This is a genomic window from Microcystis sp., assembly GCF_048564745.1.
Lineage (GTDB): Bacteria > Cyanobacteriota > Cyanobacteriia > Cyanobacteriales > Microcystaceae > Microcystis > Microcystis ichthyoblabe_A.
In genome coordinates, this window is the sequence record NZ_JBLZRT010000208.1 from 17,911 (window position 1) to 34,948 (window position 17,038).

Annotated in this window: 18 protein-coding genes; 5 read left to right on the forward strand and 13 right to left on the reverse strand. The window is 44.2% G+C overall.

What is annotated here, in order from left to right; genetic code table 11:
• Positions 1 to 11: 11 nt before the first annotated feature.
• The 3 genes from ACOCD9_RS21080 to rimO all read right to left on the reverse strand — a co-directional run bounded on the left by ACOCD9_RS21080 (position 12) and on the right by rimO (position 3,580).
• A complete protein-coding gene (locus ACOCD9_RS21080) occupies positions 12 to 446 on the reverse strand; it encodes a DUF4332 domain-containing protein (protein ID WP_419548357.1) in 435 nt (144 codons plus the stop codon).
• Between the two features lie 339 nt (positions 447 to 785).
• Positions 786 to 2,225 carry a DEAD/DEAH box helicase gene (locus ACOCD9_RS21085; protein ID WP_419548358.1) on the reverse strand — a complete coding sequence of 480 codons (1,440 nt, stop codon included), beginning with the start codon at positions 2,223 to 2,225 and terminating at the stop codon, positions 786 to 788.
• 41 nt (positions 2,226 to 2,266) lie between these two features.
• Positions 2,267 to 3,580, reverse strand: a complete 1,314-nt coding sequence (gene rimO / locus ACOCD9_RS21090; RefSeq protein WP_419548359.1) for a 30S ribosomal protein S12 methylthiotransferase RimO — start codon at positions 3,578 to 3,580, stop codon at positions 2,267 to 2,269.
• Between the two features lie 181 nt (positions 3,581 to 3,761).
• On the opposite strand from rimO, the gene btpA reads away from it, so the two are divergent.
• The 3 genes from btpA (at position 3,762) to ACOCD9_RS21105 (ending at position 7,125) form a co-directional block, all read left to right on the forward strand.
• Positions 3,762 to 4,613 carry a photosystem I biogenesis protein BtpA gene (btpA, locus tag ACOCD9_RS21095; protein WP_008198523.1) on the forward strand — a complete coding sequence of 284 codons (852 nt, stop codon included), beginning with the start codon at positions 3,762 to 3,764 and terminating at the stop codon, positions 4,611 to 4,613.
• Between the two features lie 171 nt (positions 4,614 to 4,784).
• Positions 4,785 to 5,771, forward strand: a complete 987-nt coding sequence (locus tag ACOCD9_RS21100) for a vitamin K epoxide reductase family protein (protein WP_287702233.1) — start codon at positions 4,785 to 4,787, stop codon at positions 5,769 to 5,771.
• A gap of 115 nt (positions 5,772 to 5,886) precedes the next feature.
• Positions 5,887 to 7,125 carry a DNA cytosine methyltransferase gene (locus ACOCD9_RS21105; protein WP_287702232.1) on the forward strand — a complete coding sequence of 413 codons (1,239 nt, stop codon included), beginning with the start codon at positions 5,887 to 5,889 and terminating at the stop codon, positions 7,123 to 7,125.
• Between the two features lie 195 nt (positions 7,126 to 7,320).
• Here ACOCD9_RS21105 and ACOCD9_RS21110 read toward each other — a convergent pair whose 3' ends face one another.
• The 8 genes from ACOCD9_RS21110 to ilvD form a co-directional block, all read right to left on the reverse strand.
• Positions 7,321 to 7,734, reverse strand: a complete 414-nt coding sequence (locus ACOCD9_RS21110; RefSeq protein WP_002776913.1) for a PIN domain-containing protein — start codon at positions 7,732 to 7,734, stop codon at positions 7,321 to 7,323.
• A complete protein-coding gene (locus tag ACOCD9_RS21115) occupies positions 7,731 to 7,952 on the reverse strand; it encodes a hypothetical protein (RefSeq protein ID WP_130756442.1) in 222 nt (73 codons plus the stop codon). The genes ACOCD9_RS21110 and ACOCD9_RS21115 overlap by 4 nt, the downstream gene beginning before the upstream one ends.
• A gap of 451 nt (positions 7,953 to 8,403) precedes the next feature.
• Positions 8,404 to 8,850 (reverse strand): hypothetical protein, encoded by a 447-nt coding sequence (locus ACOCD9_RS21120; protein ID WP_287702229.1) that lies wholly within the window; start codon positions 8,848 to 8,850, stop codon positions 8,404 to 8,406.
• Between the two features lie 43 nt (positions 8,851 to 8,893).
• Positions 8,894 to 10,507 carry an ABC transporter substrate-binding protein gene (locus tag ACOCD9_RS21125; RefSeq protein WP_287702227.1) on the reverse strand — a complete coding sequence of 538 codons (1,614 nt, stop codon included), beginning with the start codon at positions 10,505 to 10,507 and terminating at the stop codon, positions 8,894 to 8,896.
• 142 nt (positions 10,508 to 10,649) lie between these two features.
• Entirely contained in the window at positions 10,650 to 11,570 is a 921-nt protein-coding gene (locus ACOCD9_RS21130) for an FTR1 family iron permease (RefSeq protein ID WP_419548360.1), read from the reverse strand.
• A 34-nt stretch (positions 11,571 to 11,604) separates the two neighbouring features.
• Positions 11,605 to 12,039: a ferritin-like domain-containing protein gene (locus tag ACOCD9_RS21135; RefSeq protein ID WP_002731529.1), complete on the reverse strand. Its 435-nt coding sequence runs from the start codon at positions 12,037 to 12,039 to the stop codon at positions 11,605 to 11,607.
• A 229-nt stretch (positions 12,040 to 12,268) separates the two neighbouring features.
• A complete protein-coding gene (locus tag ACOCD9_RS21140; RefSeq protein ID WP_419548361.1) occupies positions 12,269 to 13,129 on the reverse strand; it encodes a tetratricopeptide repeat protein in 861 nt (286 codons plus the stop codon).
• A 210-nt stretch (positions 13,130 to 13,339) separates the two neighbouring features.
• A complete protein-coding gene (gene ilvD / locus ACOCD9_RS21145; RefSeq protein ID WP_419548362.1) occupies positions 13,340 to 15,025 on the reverse strand; it encodes a dihydroxy-acid dehydratase in 1,686 nt (561 codons plus the stop codon).
• A 642-nt stretch (positions 15,026 to 15,667) separates the two neighbouring features.
• On the opposite strand from ilvD, the gene ACOCD9_RS21150 reads away from it, so the two are divergent.
• Positions 15,668 to 15,901, forward strand: a complete 234-nt coding sequence (locus ACOCD9_RS21150) for a hypothetical protein (protein WP_002763254.1) — start codon at positions 15,668 to 15,670, stop codon at positions 15,899 to 15,901.
• A gap of 4 nt (positions 15,902 to 15,905) precedes the next feature.
• The gene (locus tag ACOCD9_RS21155) at positions 15,906 to 16,304 is read left to right on the forward strand and encodes a type II toxin-antitoxin system VapC family toxin (protein WP_287702219.1); all 399 of its coding nucleotides are present in this window, start codon (positions 15,906 to 15,908) and stop codon (positions 16,302 to 16,304) included.
• A gap of 15 nt (positions 16,305 to 16,319) precedes the next feature.
• Here ACOCD9_RS21155 and ACOCD9_RS21160 read toward each other — a convergent pair whose 3' ends face one another.
• Positions 16,320 to 16,445, reverse strand: coding sequence for a PEP-CTERM sorting domain-containing protein (locus tag ACOCD9_RS21160; RefSeq protein WP_419548365.1), 126 nt, complete (start codon positions 16,443 to 16,445; stop codon positions 16,320 to 16,322).
• A gap of 145 nt (positions 16,446 to 16,590) precedes the next feature.
• A partial coding sequence (locus ACOCD9_RS21165; protein ID WP_419548363.1) for a helix-turn-helix domain-containing protein occupies positions 16,591 to 17,038 on the reverse strand: 448 nt, incomplete at its 5' end.

Consider the following 17,038-nt stretch of genomic DNA (forward strand, 5'->3'; position numbering starts at 1 on the left):
GTAAATAGGGCTTATTTTAACTCTCTGGTTAAGATTTGCGCCTGTTCAATCCAAGCTAACATCACCGCAATATCGGGACATAAATCGCGTCTTTGCAGATTAGCCACCTGAAAGCGGAGAATCTGTCGATGCAATTGCTGAATTGATACCTGTGCCAATTGCGGGATGGAAGCAATACCGGCATGAACCAGCAAACCGCAGTATTGACGACCCACCGAGGGAATTGAGGCTAATTCCGCCATTGCCACCCACTTATTAATATGTTTAGCCTGGATTTGCATTCTTACTGCTAATTTTTCCTTCCCCAATTGCGGACGAACTTTTTGCAGAAGTTGTGCGGTGGTGTCGATACCGCAATCCTTTAATTTTTGGCAATCTTGGTCACTTAACCCCGGCAAATGTTCAATTAACCAGCTTTGCCTGTGGATAAGTTGCGATCGATTCATCGAAATTATTAACTATTGATAAGTAGATTATAGCAGTTATCTTCAAGTCCAGATTATACCAATTTTCAATAGTCGTGACTAACATCTGAAAGTGCAATTCCTTTCTCCGAGAGGGATTGCGCTTTGAAATGATCAACTAAGTCTGTCATTACTTTTGAAAAATGATATTAGCTGGTCGATGTCTGGTGAGAATCGATCCCCCTAGCTTCGGCATCTTCTTAAAAAAGGGGAAAAAGGAGGAATTTGATGTGTAGTTTTTATGAATTGTACACATAAAAAAAGTTGACAGAACCAAAAAGGTCTATCAACTCTTAAAGTTATCCATTCAAGAACTAAAAATTAACGTTCTTGAAAGACAATTTTTTTGTCCAAGGAAGGACGGTTATTCGACTTAGAAGGGTACTTATTACCACCACCGCGGGGAGTTTTATTAATCACCGGTTTACTGCTCGTCGCTGCGGGAACTTCCCAATCGGTTTTCATCCACTGGGGACAATTTTGATCGTAGATCATTTGCAGGGCAGCAGCCGCGATCGCTTGGGGATCGTATTCTTCACTTAAATCCCGCACTAAAGGCAAGAAAGAAGCCATCCGTTCCCCCGATAAAGCCTCTTTTAGCTGATTTTGCAGCTTGGTCAGGCGTTTTGCTTCTACTTCGGTGCGGCTAGGAATGGGACTAGATTCCAGACGTTGACGCAGACGCTGTTCAATCTGACGCAACAAACGCCGATCGATCGGTTCTACTAAGGATATAGCAGTTCCTGTTTTACCAGCGCGGCCGGTGCGGCCAATGCGGTGAATATAGGTTTCGGCATTATCCGGCAGATCATAGTTAATAACGTGGCTGAGATTTTCCACATCTAGACCGCGGGCCGCGATATCCGTGGCTACCACTAATTTAATTTTGCCCTCGCGGAAACGTTGCACCAGTCGTTCCCGTTGCACTTGGCTTAAGTTACCGTGGTATTCATCCACCGTTTGTCCCGCTTCTTGCAGTTTGCAGGTTAATTCGGCCGCGGTTTGCTTGGTGCGGACGAAAATAATCGCCGATTCTAGGGGTTCGATCTCTAACAGGGGTTGCAGGACTTTTAATTTCGTCCAACCGCGAGGGATCAGATAAATTTTCTGCTCGATCTTAGCAGGAGCGGCCTGGGGTTGAGAAACCGTCACAGAAACGGGAGATTTCAAGAAATTAGCGATTAAATCGCGGATTTCCCGGGGCATAGTTGCCGAGAAACAGGCGGTTTGACGGGTGGAGGGGGATGCTTGCAGAATTTTCTTAACATCATCGATAAAACCCATACTGAGCATTTCGTCCGCTTCATCGAGGACTACCCAGTTTAGGGATTCTAGATGGAGTTTTTTGCGATCGAGCAGATCGATTACCCGGCCGGGAGTCCCGACCACAATCTGGACACCTTTTTCCAGACTGCGGATCTGACGTTCCATGGATTGACCACCACAGACTGTCAGGATAAAGAGACGACGATCATCAGAGAAATCTTTGATGGCGCTGGCCACCTGTTGGGCTAATTCCCGGGTGGGGGTGAGGATTAAAGCTTGAACGTTAGGATTTTTGGTGTCCATGCGTTCCAGTAAAGGCAGGGAATAGGCGGCGGTTTTGCCGGTTCCCGTTTGTGACATTCCTACCATGTCATGCCCTTCTAGAAGGAGAGGGATGGCTTTGGTTTGAATTTCCGTGGGGGTGGTGAATCCAAGCGTTTCTAGGTGTTGAAGACGGCTATCGGATAAACCTAAATTGTTGAAACCAGTGGTCATAGGGATTGTTTTGTGGGAATTAAATAAGAAAAATGGAAAAATTAGACTATTTCGCCGTAGAGATCGTAGGTATCGGCCGCAGTGATTCGGACCTGTACGATCGCACCTAGAATCGCCTCCCCTGTCACATAAACCAAGCCATCCACTTCCGGGGAAAAACGAGCGGAACGCCCGATTAATTCTCCTGTTTCCGGGTTTTCCTGTTCGATGAGAACATCGACAGTGTGACCGATATAAGCTTGATTTTTGCGTTCCGAGATCGGTTGCTGAGTTAACATCAACCTTTCGCGGCGTTCGTCCATAATTGCCTGTGGCACTGGATCGGGCAGGTCAAAAGCGGCTGTACCTTCTTCGGCGGAGAAGGTAAACACCCCGACGTGATCGAACTCATGACGCTTGACAAATTCCAGCAGATGGCTGAAATGTTCCTCGGTTTCTCCGGGGAAACCGACGATAAAAGTCGTTCGTAAAACCGCGTTCGGGATAGCTTGCTTGATCCGCTCGATAATGCCATCGTTGACTCGTCCTTGCCAGGGACGGTTCATCGCCCGCAGGATGTCGGGATGGGAATGCTGTAGCGGCAAGTCTAGATAGGGTAAAACATTCGGGGTCTCTCGGATCGCCTCGATAACCTTTGGCGTTAACCCGGTCGGGTAAGCGTAGTGAACGCGAATCCAAGGTATATCGACTTCTCCCAGCGCTCGCAAGAGTTCCGCTAATTTGGGTTCGCCATATAAGTCTAACCCATAATTGGTTGTTATTTGCGAAATGAGAATTAATTCTTGGACTCCTTGGCCAGCCAATTGTCGCGCTTCCGCCACAATGGACTCGATCGAACGGGATCTTTGATCGCCGCGCAGGTGGGGAATAATACAGAAAGCACAGCGATAATCGCAGCCTTCGGCCACCCGCAGATAGGCGACTCCCTCGCTGGTGGTGCGATAACGGGGCAGATTTTCATCGGCGATAAAAGTGGGATCGGTGCTGACTTCTTTGACTCGTTCTCCCGTCTCTACCCGTTCCACGATCTCGACGATTTTCTGATAATCCCCTGTGCCGACAATGGCCACGGCTTCCGGCAATTCCGTCAGGAGTTCATCTTGGAAATGTTGGGCCATACAGCCGGAGATAATAATTTTTTTATTAGCTTCCGCCAGTTCCACGAGGGTGCGAACGGATTCTTCTCTAGCTGCTTGAATGAAACTACAGGTATTAACGATAACGTAATCGGCCAACTCCTCGTCATTATCTACGGGATAGCCGGCCTTGGCCAGCAGTCCTAACATATGCTCGGAGTCGATCCGGTTTTTCTCACAGCCTAGGTGTGAGATAGCGATGGTTGGCTTATTGCCCATGCGATCGAGTATCAACCAAATCTTAAACTTCTCTAATGTTAAGACATTTTAACGGATTCCGGAATTGATAAAATCATTAGCAGTTAAAATAATTTCCCCCCCGTGGAACCGTGGGTAGGCCTTCACCCTGTTAAAATGGGTGAGCGGCGCATGGTTTGGGACGCTAAGAGTAGTAGACGCTGTGAACTTAATTGCAACTTTCAAGACAAAAAACCCGATTATTGGCGTGGTTCATCTCGCCCCCCTGCCCACTTCCCCCCGTTGGGGTGGCAGTCTCAAGACGGTGATCGAGCGGGCTGAACAAGAGGCGACGGCTTTGGCTGCCGGTGGTGTTGATGGTTTGATTATCGAGAATTTTTTTGATGCCCCCTTTACTAAGCAACAGGTGGATCCCGCCGTGGTTAGTGCCATGACGTTAATTGTTGATCGCATTAAAAATCTGGTGGTCTTACCGATTGGTCTTAATGTTCTCCGCAATGATGCCCATAGTGCCTTAGCGATCGCTACCTGTGTCAATGCCCAATTTATTCGGGTTAATGTGCTAACGGGGGTTATGGCCACTGATCAGGGCATTATTGAGGGTCAGGCCCACGAACTCCTGCGTTATCGGCGCGAATTGGGGTCTGAGGTCAAAATTTTAGCGGATGTTTTGGTTAAACACGCCCGCCCCCTGGGAACCCCTAATCTGACCACGGCAGTGCAAGATACGATCGAACGGGGACTAGCAGACGGGGTGATCCTCTCCGGTTGGGCCACCGGTAGCCCCCCTAGTTTTGAGGATTTGGAACTAGCAGTGGCAGCGGCCAAGGGAACACCGGTTTTTATCGGCAGCGGGGCTGATTTGGACAATATCGGGCAGTTGCTGCCGGCTGCCGATGGGGTGATCGTGGCTAGTTCCCTCAAGCGTCATGGCAAAATTACTGAACCGGTGGATCCGATCCGGGTGTCGCAATTTGTGGAAACGGCCCGGCAGATCAACGATCAAAAGGCAAAAATTAATAATTCTCTCCCTTCTTTGCCTCTGTCCACATAACCCCTTGCTAGAATGGCGGATAGTTATCGGTCGTCAGCGAGCCTAAGTTTTTAGGAATTGAAAACGTCCTAATTAACACAATATGGTTAGGGAATTTTTCCTTTCGACAAAGTACATTTCGATTTACCTCCTGACTCCTGAATTCTGCTGTAATTTAATCTAAATAATATTATGCGTCGTCGTTCTGTACCTTGGATTCATCGCTACTCCCGGCCCCTAATTGGGGGCGTTTCGATCGTGGGGGCGATTCTGACCGGCTATTTAACCATTACCAAACTGACGGGAGGGGCCGCTGCCTGTACCGCCGGGGCTAGTGATGGGGCTGGTTGTACTGGTGTTCTTAATAGTCCCTACGCTACGGTTTTCGGGCTGCCCTTGAGTTTGTTCGGTTTTTTGGCCTATATTGCCATGGCGGTTTTTGCCCTCAGTCCTCTATTTATTAATGGGGAAACTCAGAAAAATCTCCGCAAAAGTTTAGAAAATAATACTTGGTTATTGCTGTTAGCGGGGGCGACGGCGATGGCGGTATTTAGTGGTTATCTAATGTATATTCTAGCCACGGAATTACAGGAATTGTGTCCCTACTGCATCACTTCCGCCTTGTTCGCTTTAACCCTATTAATTCTCACAATTATCGGTCGCGAATGGGAAGGTTTAGGACAAATTATACTGCCGATGGTTGTGGTGGCCATGATTACTTTGGTGGGAACTTTAGCGGTTTATGCGGGAGTAAATTCCCCGACGGTGGCAGCAGGAAAAGAAGAAATTACCCGGCCAATGACAGCGGCTAAACCTCCCTACGGTTGGGAAGTAACCACGGTTTCGGGAAAAGCAGAAATCGCCCTGGCTAAACATTTAAAAGCAATTGGTGCGAAAGAATACGGGGCTTTTTGGTGTCCCCACTGTTACGATCAAAAACAGTTATTTGGTAAGGAAGCGGGAGAAATCCTCAAAAAAGAAGGGGTTTATATCGAATGCGATCCCCAAGGGGTTAATGGTAATCCCCAAGCTTGTCGCGATGCCGGAATTAAAGGTTTCCCCACTTGGATTATTAAGGGTCAAGAATATTCGGGAACCCAAAGATTAGAGAAATTAGCGGAGATTTCTGGTTATACCGGCCCGATGAATTTTAAATATACAGTTCCGGGACGCAATTAGGAAAGAGTTAAAAGTTATACTGGAGGCTGAACCTTGTTCAGCCTTTATTGTTGTTTATCAAGTTTAGCTACTTTGATTTATAATAAAAACGTAGATAAGTTGCTAATTATTGCTTATGACTCAGGTAAATCTACAAAAAGCTGCTAATATTCTCGGTGTAACTACCGCAGAAATACTAACATGGCAAAAGAAAAAATTAATCAAAGGTCAGAAAATAAATCAAGTTGATTGGTTATTTGATCTCGAGCAATTAACCAATCTTAAAAATAACCAATCCCCCGGAGAATTGAGAATTTTACAAACTGTTGAGCCAACTAATTACACGGTTATCGAATTATTTGCTGGCTGTGGTGGTATGGCTTTAGGTTTAGAAAATGCGGGACTAAAAACGCAATTACTTGTGGAAATTAACCAAGATTGTGTTAATACTTTAAGACTCAATCGACCGCAATGGAATGTTATAAATCAAGACATGAAAAAGATTAAATTTTCTAATTTTAGAGACAAAATAGATGTTATAGCTGGAGGTTTTCCCTGCCAACCTTTTAGTTATGCTGGGTTAGGAAAAGGATTAGAAGACTTGAGAGGGAGCCTATTTTTTGAGTTTGCTCGTTGTTTACAGGAAGTGCAACCTAAAATCGCTATGGCCGAAAATGTTCGAGGATTATTAAGCAATAAAAAAGGAGAAACCCTGCAATTAATGCTGCAAGCTTTACAGGAAATCGGTTATTATGCTGCTTATCAAGTTTTATCAGCCCAATTTCTCGATGTTCCCCAAAAAAGAGAAAGATTAATTATTATTGCCACCCGTCAAGACCTAAATATTAAACCGATTTTTCCCCAATATAAAAACTATACTATTTCTCTGAAAAAAGCTCTAGAGAATTGTCCCAGTTCTCCAGGAGTAGAATATAAAGAAAGAAAAAAAGAGATTATGTCCTTAGTTCCCCCAGGAGGAAATTGGCGGAATTTGCCGATGGATATTCAAAAAGAATATATGAAAAATAGTCTCAAAAATCACGGCGGACGGACAGGATATGCTAAAAGATTATCTTGGGATGAACCAGCTTTAACTATTACCTGTAGTCCGGCACAAACCCAAACAGAAAGATGCCATCCCCAAGAAACTCGTCCTTTGACTGTGAGAGAATATGCACGAGTGCAGTCCTTTCCCGATGATTGGCAATTTACCGGTAATTTAACCTCTCAATATCGACAGATTGGTAATGCGGTTCCCGTGAATATGGCCTATCATCTTGGTGGCTGTTTAATTAATATGTTGCAGGGGGATTATCTGGGGGAAACACAGCCAAAAACCGAACAGTTAAGCATTCCGGGATTAGAAGTTAATTAATTTTGAATAAAAGTAAATAGGGCTTGCTGAATAAATGTGAAATGTAGGCAAGGTAAGGGTTTTAGGGATCGTCGCCCGTACTTTTTCAGCAAACCCTAACTATTGATAACTACTGACACGCAAAAACTATTCATTTAGGATAACAAATACAATTATAATACTTTTGAATCACCGATAACTGTTTCAGTTTTATTGTTAGATGGTATAGGGAATCTCAATAAATGGATGTTGATTGAGATCAAAATCTTGGGTATTACGAGTGACTAATTTGAGATTATAGTAAAGGGCGATCGCTGCTTGAATGGCATCGGGCAATTTCCATTGAATAACCTTTTTGTTAGGCTGTTTGGTTGCCTTTTTTTTGATTTGTTCACGACGGATTTGAATGACTAAATCAGTGATGTTGACATCTAAATCTATCAGGGGAAAATGGCTTAATAACTCTCCTGCTTTTTCAAAGGAATTATCATCATTAAAACCAATGAGAACTTCGGCTTTAGTAATGACAGAAATATAACTTTCATCTCGGTGAGCTTTTAGATAAACTGTAGCTTGGGTAATACCATTAAAATGGTCGATTAAAATACAGGAGTCTATTAATCGTTTCATATCCACTCCTCCCGAATTTTTTGCTGATATTCTAAGCCATCTCCTTTAGTCCAGATTGCCTGGGTTTTATCTAATAAAGCTTCAAAATCGGCTTCTGTCTTTTCATCCTCAACTACTTGAATGTTAATGGCTAACTTTGTTCCTGCTTTAAAGGGTAAGTTAGAGAGGATAATCTTCTGAGAATTATCGATGGTTAAATAGGTTTGATAACTATTCATAATTATTGACAAGCAAAAACTATTGATTTAGGATAACAAAGACAATTATAATACTTTTGAATCACCGATAACCGTTGCAGTTTCATTGTTCTTAATAAAACTTAATATACTTCAATTTTCTCAAAAAAATCGACTGGCCTTTACAGGACTCGGATTAATGGGACTTCGCAAGAAACGTTAATCCAATAGTTAGGGTTTGCCGAAAGAAGCTAGATACAATTGAGTAACGCACAGAAAACGGGTTTCTCGGAGAAACCCGTTTTCTACTCATGCACTCATGCAAAAAGGGGAATAAATAATCAGTCTTTAATAACCAGATTTAGTATAACTACTTCTTGCATGAGTTCCTATCCTCAGCCAGAAATTGATTTTGTCCGATTTTACTGTCCGGAGTCTGTAGGGTTGATTCATGAATCAACCCTACAGATCCAGAAATTGATTTTGTCCGATTTTACTGTGCGGGGGGAATAACTTCTAACGGAATACTTTCAGTTTCTCCATCTTTAGATGGATTGACATCCGGACTTTTTTCTGCATCTGGAGTTTTTTCCACCGCTTTGGTTTCCGGGGTGGGGGGATTTTCGGGGGGGACTTCTGGACTGGGGTTCTTTTCCGGGATGGGGGTGAATTCCACCGGGGTTTCGCTTTCAGGAGACGGGGAAACTTCGGGGGAAGGTTCGCTATTACGGGTAGTTTCCGCGGGAGTTTCTTCTATCTGGGGAGATTCTGGGGTAGTTGCGGGGGTATCTGGGGGGGTGTCTTCGCTGGTTTTTTGTTCTTCCCGGGGACAGGCTGCCGATTCTAAACCGAGACGACATCGGACTTCCTCCCGTCCCAAAGACACGGCAATTCCCGACACCGACATTAACAAAGCTAGGATGGGTAAGATATTGTTCATAAAATTAGACTTGATTCTACTCCTCGACATCACATTGTCTATTTTAGATAGGATCGAATTGATATTGAGAACCCTTTGGCCCCTCATTGCCGCGATTAGCACGCACCAAGGGAACTTGATTAAAAATCTTAAAATCCGTGGTGCTTCCCTGCAAGGTGATTCCTCGATTTAAAGTTTCGACTACAGTAGCACGGTCAGAACTTTTAGCGATCGCTTCCCCTAATACTTTCATGGTATCGTAGGCGGTAGCAGTACGCCAACTGACGCGACCGCGCCAACTTTTCAGCGCATCTTTGGCAAAGGGATCCGTTGCTTGGAAACTCCAAGGTACTGCTAGAACTAATCCGTCGATGCTATCCGCTCCTTGAATAAGGATATCGGGTGTATAAAGTTCATTTCCGCCTAATAAGAGCATTCCAGACGATTCTTGGGCAATAGCCACGGCTTGATCAATGCGATCGCCGTCTTTACTCAAGGCCAAAAATACCACCCTAGCGCCGGCTTGTTTTGCCTGATCTATGGCGGTTTTAGCGTTAAAATTGGCTTTGGTGGTGTCTATTTCCTTAACTATCTTGCCTCCCGGTTCTTTTATCGCTTTAGCAAAGGAATCCTTTAATTTTTGACTATAGGGACTATCGGAATTATAAAAAAGAACCACTGAGGGAGAATTCTCTTGCTGACTAGCATAATTAGCCAAAGTTTTGGCCACTGCTTCCAGATAACTGCCTAAAACTTCCTGAGACTTATCCTTAAGGGGAATGGTTTTCAGGGTTGCATTTCCCGTTTGACTAACACTGGTAGTCAGGGGAGAAAGAATCGCTAATCCTTCTTTTTGGTAACTTTCAATCGCTTTTTGACTAAAAGGATCGATTCCGTGGCCCGTAACTGCCAAAACTTGACCGGATTGAATCAGATCATCGGCTATCGCTTTTGATTGTAACCCACCGCCATCATTAGCGATGACTATTTCCAAAGGATTACCCGGATTAGAATTATTAAACTCCTCTTGATACCTTGCCACACCTCGGAGAATTTCCTTGGCGCTGTTGGGGTCGTTAGCGATGGGGACAACAACGGCTATAGTCTTTTGATTACCTTTTTGTCTAGCTTTGGCGTTATTGTAATAGATTTTGCCCTCCGGATCGTTTGCTTGGGGAGTGGCCGCCAGTTGGTAAGCTGCGATCGCATTTGCCCAATCTTCCTTTTTAAAGGCCGCTGCGCCTTTTTCTTTGTTAGGAGTGGAATTAAGCAGTATTTTCTCACCTTGGCTAAATAAATCGGGATTTTTAGCCGTATTACTCACAAAAGTTGCCTTGGTTTGCTTGTCTGGGGTTTCTTCCAGGACGACTGGGGGAGTATCGGGTTTGGGAATGAGCATTTGCAATAGACTCCAACCCCCTAAACCTGCGGTTAAAGCGGTAATTATCAAAGCGAAGGGAAGTAACCAGTTAGATTTTTGGCCAACTCTAGTTGTACCCCCCGGGGACACCACCACCGTGGTTTTAACCGTCGTTGTTACGGGATCCATCGCTTCCCTAGGCAGGCCACAGATAGGACAATCAGGAGTAGTATTTTCGCAGGGTTCATGACCTCCCGCAATCGCTTGCGGATAAGTTTTACCATCTTTGGGGATACCGTCACATTGCCAAGTAGTCATAATCAGTTATCAGTTATCAGTTATCAGTGGGTAAGTTAACAGTTATCAGTGGGTAAGTTAACAGTTATCAGATGTGAGTTTTTAAGTGTGCAGTATTAAATAGAAGTTTCCTACTGTCTTTTTACTGTTTACTGTTTACTGATCACTGTTTACTGATCACTGTTTGAGGACGTTGTCGTAAGCTTTGGAAATAGAGGCCACCGATAAGCAGTAAAAAGAGGATATAAGCAACAATTTGACTGATATAGAGGTTTTGACGATAACCAAACAGAGATTTAAGGAGGAGTCCGGGGAAAGTGCGATCGCTCAAAATTTGGGAACCGTCCCAAACTTGAAAACCGAGAAGACAGGAGGAGGGGAGAGAAGGACAGAAATTGCGATAAAAAGGGTCAATTTCACTTAAAAGACTGATTCCTGCGTCGATATGTTTCAAAACACCGATGAGTAATCCCGCAACGATTAAGAGGAGGAAAGTCCCCATAATTTGGAAAAAGAGACGGATATTAATTTTTACTCCCCCCGCAAAGAGGAGAGTTCCCAACAAGGTTGCGACACTTAACCCCGCTATCGCACCGAAGGTTTGTATCTGCCAATCTTTTTGGAATTGGGCCAGGATAAAGAGGACAGTTTCAAATCCCTCTCGCAAGACAGCGATAAAAACGAGCAGAAAAATCGCTTTTCCTGCCCCATTTTCCGATTTTAAACCCGCTTTTACCGCACTTTCTACCTCAGATTTCAAAGATTTGGCCTGTTGAGTCATCCAAATTAACATCCAACTCAACATCAAGACGGCAATCAGTCCAAAAGTGGCGGCCAATAATTCCTTGAGCATTGGTACATAAGGACTAGGAGAAGCATCCACTTGCAAAAGGATTCCCCCTAGCAAAATACCGACCAAAACACTAGCGACCACTCCCGCACCAATACCACGATACACCCATGAGTTAAGTTGCGATCGACCCGATTTTTGTAAACAAGCGAGGACAATTCCCACCACTAAAGCGGCCTCGAAACCTTCCCGGAGAGTGATAATAAAAGTGGGTAAAGCGGAACTAAGATTCATAAGCTAGTCGATAAACTCTAGGTTTGATCCTAGCTCAAGCAAAATCCCGCAGCATCTTGCGAATTTCCAGATTGTGTAATTCTTCTTGTCCAATCATACCGCGAGCGAATTCTTCTAGGTAAATACTGGCATCTTCGACGGTTTCTAGGAGTGCTTTGTACAAATCAAGGGATTTTTTCTCATGATTGAGGCTCTCACTCAAGATTGCTTTGATATTGTGTTCATAGCTCTCCTCGATGGGGGCAATTTTTAAGCTAGGATGACCTTCTAAACCGGTGAGAATTTCCCCGACTTGTTGCGCGTGGGTGAGGGATTCCGTGGCCTGAGTCTGGAAAAATTGGACGATAGGGATGCGATGGGGACCTGTCACCATCAGGGAATAGTGGGTGTAACGGACAACTCCCGCTAGTTCAAATTCCATGATTTCGTTCAGTTGTTCGATGGTTTTGTCTCTGTCTAGTTCTCGCATAAGATTCTCAATAATTTTTCTCTAATTGCAATTGTAGCTAATCCAGACTGGCTGAATAAATCTAAAAACCTTGTTGGCTAATATTTTTAGGCTTTTTTGCCATCAAAAAAGTGCCAGCCGTTTGAGCAATCGGGGGGAAGTTTTAGGCACTTTTCCCCTGAAAATGCCTAAAATCCCACACACCCCAGGACAAACCCTTTCAGCAAACCCTAGGTGATGCAAAAAGATTTTAGCTGGGGGAATAGCAACTCAAGAGGTCATTAAAGGTTTCATTTTGCCTTAAACCATCGAAAACAAAGTTATTACGCACTAATTCGCCACATATATCCGGTTCTATGTCCATGGCTTCGCGTAAACAGTTGATCGCTTTTTCTTGTTGACCGAGGGCGGCATAACAGCAGGCGGCATTATACCACGCATAGCGATCATCTTGATCGATTTTTAATGATTCTTCATAACAGGTGATCGCTTCTGGCAGGCGCTGTAATGCTTGTAAGATCACACCCTGTTGATACCAAGACCAGTAATCTTGCGGTCGGATATCGAGGGCGGTACGATAATTAAATAAAGCCTCTTGGGGATTGCCCCAATCCCGGAAAGCGTCGCCGCGACGATACCAGGCCCAATAATCCCGGGGTCGCGCCCCTAGGGCCAGATCATAGAAAGTGATAGCGCGTTCGTAATTTTTCAGCAATCGATAGGCCTCCCCTTGCCGGTAGGCCGCCCAATAGTCCCCCGGACTATGACTTAGGGCCCGTTGAAAACAAGCGATCGCTTTTTCGTAGTCCTTTAATTCCTGTAGATAAACACAACCTTGATCGTACCAAGCCCAATAGTTATCATCCTTTACCTGTGCAGCGTTAGCATAACTTTGAGCCGCTTCTTCATACATTCCCAAGTCTTCTAGTATCATACCCCTTTTGTACCATGCCCAATAATCATCTGGATAATATTCTAAGGCTTTTTCGTAGCTGATTAAGGCTCCCAAATAGTCCATTCTTTCTCTTAAAATATTGCCTTGGTCATACCAGTCCCGATAGGTATCTGGACGGCATTCGAGCGCTCGATAGACAGTGAGTAGATAGGTCATAGTCATTAATCTATAGTAATTAGGTTCGTCAGTCTTATCAGTTATCAGTTATCAGTTATCAGTGGGAGTGTTGGGTGAGCAGTGGGTGCTTTTTCCCTGAAAATTAGGTAGTTGACCCCCTGAAAATCGATAAAACCCCACACCCTACACCCCACACCCCACACCCTGCCACCACCGAAAAGCTTTTTGCCGCAAACCCTAGTTATACTTTTAGAACAGATTCAGATCCGTTAAAGCGCCGAGACTGCTAGAGGAGACTAACTTGGCGAATTTGCCGAGAATTCCCGTTTTATAGCGTGGGGGACGCGGTTGCCAATGGTTACGACGACGGGTTAATTCTTCCTCCGATACATTTAACTGCAAGAGACGCTGACGAGCATCAATAGTGATTTGATCTCCTTCCTCTACTAGGGCAATTGTACCACCCACCGCTGCTTCTGGAGCGACGTGACCGACCACCATGCCATAGGTTCCCCCGGAAAAACGACCATCGGTAATTAATCCCACGGAATCCCCTAAACCGGCGCCGATAATTGCCGAAGTGGGGGCTAACATTTCCCGCATACCCGGTCCGCCTACTGGTCCCTCATAACGGACAACCACCACATCCCCGGCTTTAATTTTTCCGGCTAAAATTGCCTCTAAACAGGTTTCTTCCGACTCAAACACCCGCGCAGGCCCAGTGATGACCGGAGTTTTCACGCCGCTAATTTTGGCCACGGCCCCCTCTGTGGCCAGATTTCCTTTTAAAATGGCTAAATGACCCTCTTTATAGACAGGATTGCTAAAAGGACGGATAACATCTTGGCCTGAAGGCGGTTGGTCGGGAATATCGGCTAAAATCTCGGCGATAGTCTGACCGCTAATGGTGAGGGCATCCCCGTGGAGTAAACCATTAACCAAGAGAATTTTCATCACTTGGGGAATACCGCCGGCTTTATGCAGATCTACGGTAACGTAACGCCCGGAGGGTTTAAGATCGCAGATAACCGGTACACGCTGGCGGATGGTTTCAAAATCATCGATCGATAATTCTACCCCGATGGTGCGGGAAATGGCTAAAAGGTGCAGCACAGCGTTAGTGGAACCCCCCACCGCCATAATTACCGAAATGGCGTTTTCAAAGGCTTTACGGGTCAAAATTTGGCTAGGGAGAATCTGTTTTCTAACCGCCTCGACCAAAACCTTGGCCGATTCTTCGGTACTATCGGCTTTTTCCGCATCTTCGGCGGCCATGGTCGAGGAGTAGGGTAAACTCATCCCCATGGCTTCAAAAATGGAAGACATGGTATTAGCAGTAAACATCCCACCACAGGAACCAGCACCGGGGCAAGCGTTGCGTTCAATTCCGATGAGGTCTTCTTCACTGATTTTACCGGCGCTGTACTGTCCCACGGCTTCAAAGGAACTGACCACGGTTAAATCGCAATCTTTGTAGCGCCCCGGTTTAATCGTGCCACCATAGACGAAAATAGCGGGAATATTCATCCGGGCCATGGCAATCATTGCCCCCGGCATATTTTTGTCACAACCCCCGATAGCGAGGACTCCATCGAGACTTTGACCATTACAGACGGTTTCAATGGAATCGGCGATTACTTCCCTAGAAACGAGAGAATATTTCATCCCTTCTGTTCCCATGGAAATCCCGTCACTAATGGTGATAGTCCCGAAAAGTTGCGGCATTCCCCCCGCTAATCTGGTTCCTGCTTCGGCACGCATTGCTAAATCATTAATTCCCATGTTACAGGGGGTAATGGTGCTAAATCCGTTAGCGATGCCGATGATGGGTTTGCTAAAGTCCTCATCGCCAAAACCTACCGCTCTTAACATAGCCCGATTCGGACTGCGTTGGGTACCTTGGGTAACAATGCGACTTCTGTAGTTATCTGCCATAACTTTATCTTTCTCCAATGGCGGCTTATGTGTGCGATCGGGGCTTAAGTTCTCCAATCGCACCTTTATTTCTATTTTCTGACTTTTGGCCGCTCTGAGCAGGTTTTAGGACAGTCCATCTCTAAAGAAAATATAAAACTGTGGAAGTAATGAACTATTCCCCACCGCTTCGCCAAGGGGCGAGTTTCTGACGCTTCTTTGTCGATGGTGTTTGGTGCGGACGGTAATGATTTGGTAGTAGTGGTCAGCCATGTTGCTTGAAGTGTGTAAAATATTTGTAATAAAAACAATTGGCTCAAATCAGTTTTTAATGAAGCGGTGTTATCATCTTAGCATACTTAACTCAGATAAACCATAAAGGCTCTCCTAGAGTAGTTATGTAAAAATAGTAACAATCAAGGAAGATATTGAGACTTAAAGTTATCTCAAAAAATAGTTAGAATCCTTGGTTTGACAAGAAGATAGAAACTGTTATAGGCTAAAAGACATAGCTCAAGCCGAGTCTAAACTTAACATTTTATTATATAGGAAGGGGTTATGCTGTCACTCCACTGGCAAAATTGAGATGCTTCCAGAAAATATTTAAGGTAAAATTAGATAGACTATCTCCAAAACTTAATTAACAATTAGGAAACTAAGTCAATGCTACAATCAGTTAAAGGCATTTATAGACAAGGAAAGATCGAGCTTTTAGAAACTCCCAATAACCTAGAAGAAAGTTCAGTTATTATCACATTTTTAGAAGATAAACCAATCCAAAAATATCCCAAATTGATGTGCTTTGGAATGTTCACGGGGGATTATCAATCTACAGAAGAAGATTTTTCATTCGCCGAATTTCAGGGCGATGCAGATGACCACTTAGATTGGTCTTAAACCGATGAAATATGTGCTGGATACTCACGCCTTAATTTGGTTTTTAGAAGGGAATCCCCGATTGGGAAAAAATGCCAAAACGATCCTTTCTGACCCGAACAGTGAATTAGTTTTACCGGCTATTGTTTTAGCTGAAGCGGCTTGGATTGTTGAGCGAGGCAGAACATCAATCCCTTCGGTTTTAGAATTATTTAATGCCGTAAATTCTGATCCGCGTTTAGTTATCTATTCTTTGGATGCAAGAATTATTAAACAGACCCTGAGCTTGTTGACAATTACGGAAATGCACGATAGACAAATTGTGGCAACGGTACTGGTTTTAGCCAATCAAGAAGAAAGCGTAACTTTATTAACTTGTGATCAAAATATTACTGCATCTGGATTAGTATTAACGGTTTGGTAGGATCACTGGTTTATATCATTGATGCGCCTCGTTTTTTCCTTTGCGCTTTAACTTCACTCCGAAGCTCAAAACGGTTAGGGTTCCAAGAATAGCAGCGGATTCAGGGACGGGAGTGGATGCTGCTCCTCTGATACTATCAATTTGTAGGGCAGAATTGAATAAAACTGCCCCATCAGGAGCTGATTCTGGTCCGACATCGACTACCCCAAACCCTACTTAGGTAGGAAGGGGTTATGCTGTCACTCCGCTTGCAAAATTGGGATGTTCCCAGAAAATAGGATGCATCTCAATTTTGGAGAAATACTTTTTCTAGGGATTCGGGAATTTTTCTCCAATCAATTAATTGGTGAACTTCAGGAAAAAAGAAGCATAAAAACGCTTCAAAATATTCGCTCTCCTGTGCTGACACATCCACCACTATTACTTCTATTTCACTATTACTTTCTAATAGGGCTTTTTTTCCAGGTAGATTAAACAGACCTGATTTGATGAGAATATTCTCTACTTTCCTAACAATTCTATACGCCGTTGATTCGTTAATACCCCAACTATTTCCTAGATGAAAATAGGTGCGATATTCTCGCCAATATTCTAGTGTTATTAGTAGTTGGTCTTCCGTACTCAATTTGCTAGGTCTTCCTGTCTTTTTTTGCCAAACTTTTTCTGCCTTTAGGACTGTTACCATATCCTTAAATGTATCTGGATACACGCCACACAAGCGTTTGAACTCTGTT

Bases quoted from the DNA above. Each gene is read 5' to 3' on its own strand.
- ACOCD9_RS21080 (WP_419548357.1), bottom strand. From the start codon at position 446: ATGAATCGATCGCAACTTATCCACAGGCAAAGCTGGTTAATTGAACAT.
- ACOCD9_RS21085 (WP_419548358.1), bottom strand. From the start codon at position 2,225: ATGACCACTGGTTTCAACAATTTAGGTTTATCCGATAGCCGTCTTCAA.
- rimO (WP_419548359.1), bottom strand. From the start codon at position 3,580: ATGGGCAATAAGCCAACCATCGCTATCTCACACCTAGGCTGTGAGAAA.
- ACOCD9_RS21100 (WP_287702233.1), top strand. From the start codon at position 4,785: ATGCGTCGTCGTTCTGTACCTTGGATTCATCGCTACTCCCGGCCCCTA.
- ACOCD9_RS21105 (WP_287702232.1), top strand. From the start codon at position 5,887: ATGACTCAGGTAAATCTACAAAAAGCTGCTAATATTCTCGGTGTAACT.
- ACOCD9_RS21110 (WP_002776913.1), bottom strand. From the start codon at position 7,734: ATGAAACGATTAATAGACTCCTGTATTTTAATCGACCATTTTAATGGT.
- ACOCD9_RS21115 (WP_130756442.1), bottom strand. From the start codon at position 7,952: ATGAATAGTTATCAAACCTATTTAACCATCGATAATTCTCAGAAGATT.
- ACOCD9_RS21120 (WP_287702229.1), bottom strand. From the start codon at position 8,850: ATGAACAATATCTTACCCATCCTAGCTTTGTTAATGTCGGTGTCGGGA.
- ACOCD9_RS21125 (WP_287702227.1), bottom strand. From the start codon at position 10,507: ATGACTACTTGGCAATGTGACGGTATCCCCAAAGATGGTAAAACTTAT.
- ACOCD9_RS21130 (WP_419548360.1), bottom strand. From the start codon at position 11,570: ATGAATCTTAGTTCCGCTTTACCCACTTTTATTATCACTCTCCGGGAA.
- ACOCD9_RS21135 (WP_002731529.1), bottom strand. From the start codon at position 12,039: ATGCGAGAACTAGACAGAGACAAAACCATCGAACAACTGAACGAAATC.
- ACOCD9_RS21140 (WP_419548361.1), bottom strand. From the start codon at position 13,129: ATGACCTATCTACTCACTGTCTATCGAGCGCTCGAATGCCGTCCAGAT.
- ilvD (WP_419548362.1), bottom strand. From the start codon at position 15,025: ATGGCAGATAACTACAGAAGTCGCATTGTTACCCAAGGTACCCAACGC.
- ACOCD9_RS21150 (WP_002763254.1), top strand. From the start codon at position 15,668: ATGCTACAATCAGTTAAAGGCATTTATAGACAAGGAAAGATCGAGCTT.
- ACOCD9_RS21155 (WP_287702219.1), top strand. From the start codon at position 15,906: ATGAAATATGTGCTGGATACTCACGCCTTAATTTGGTTTTTAGAAGGG.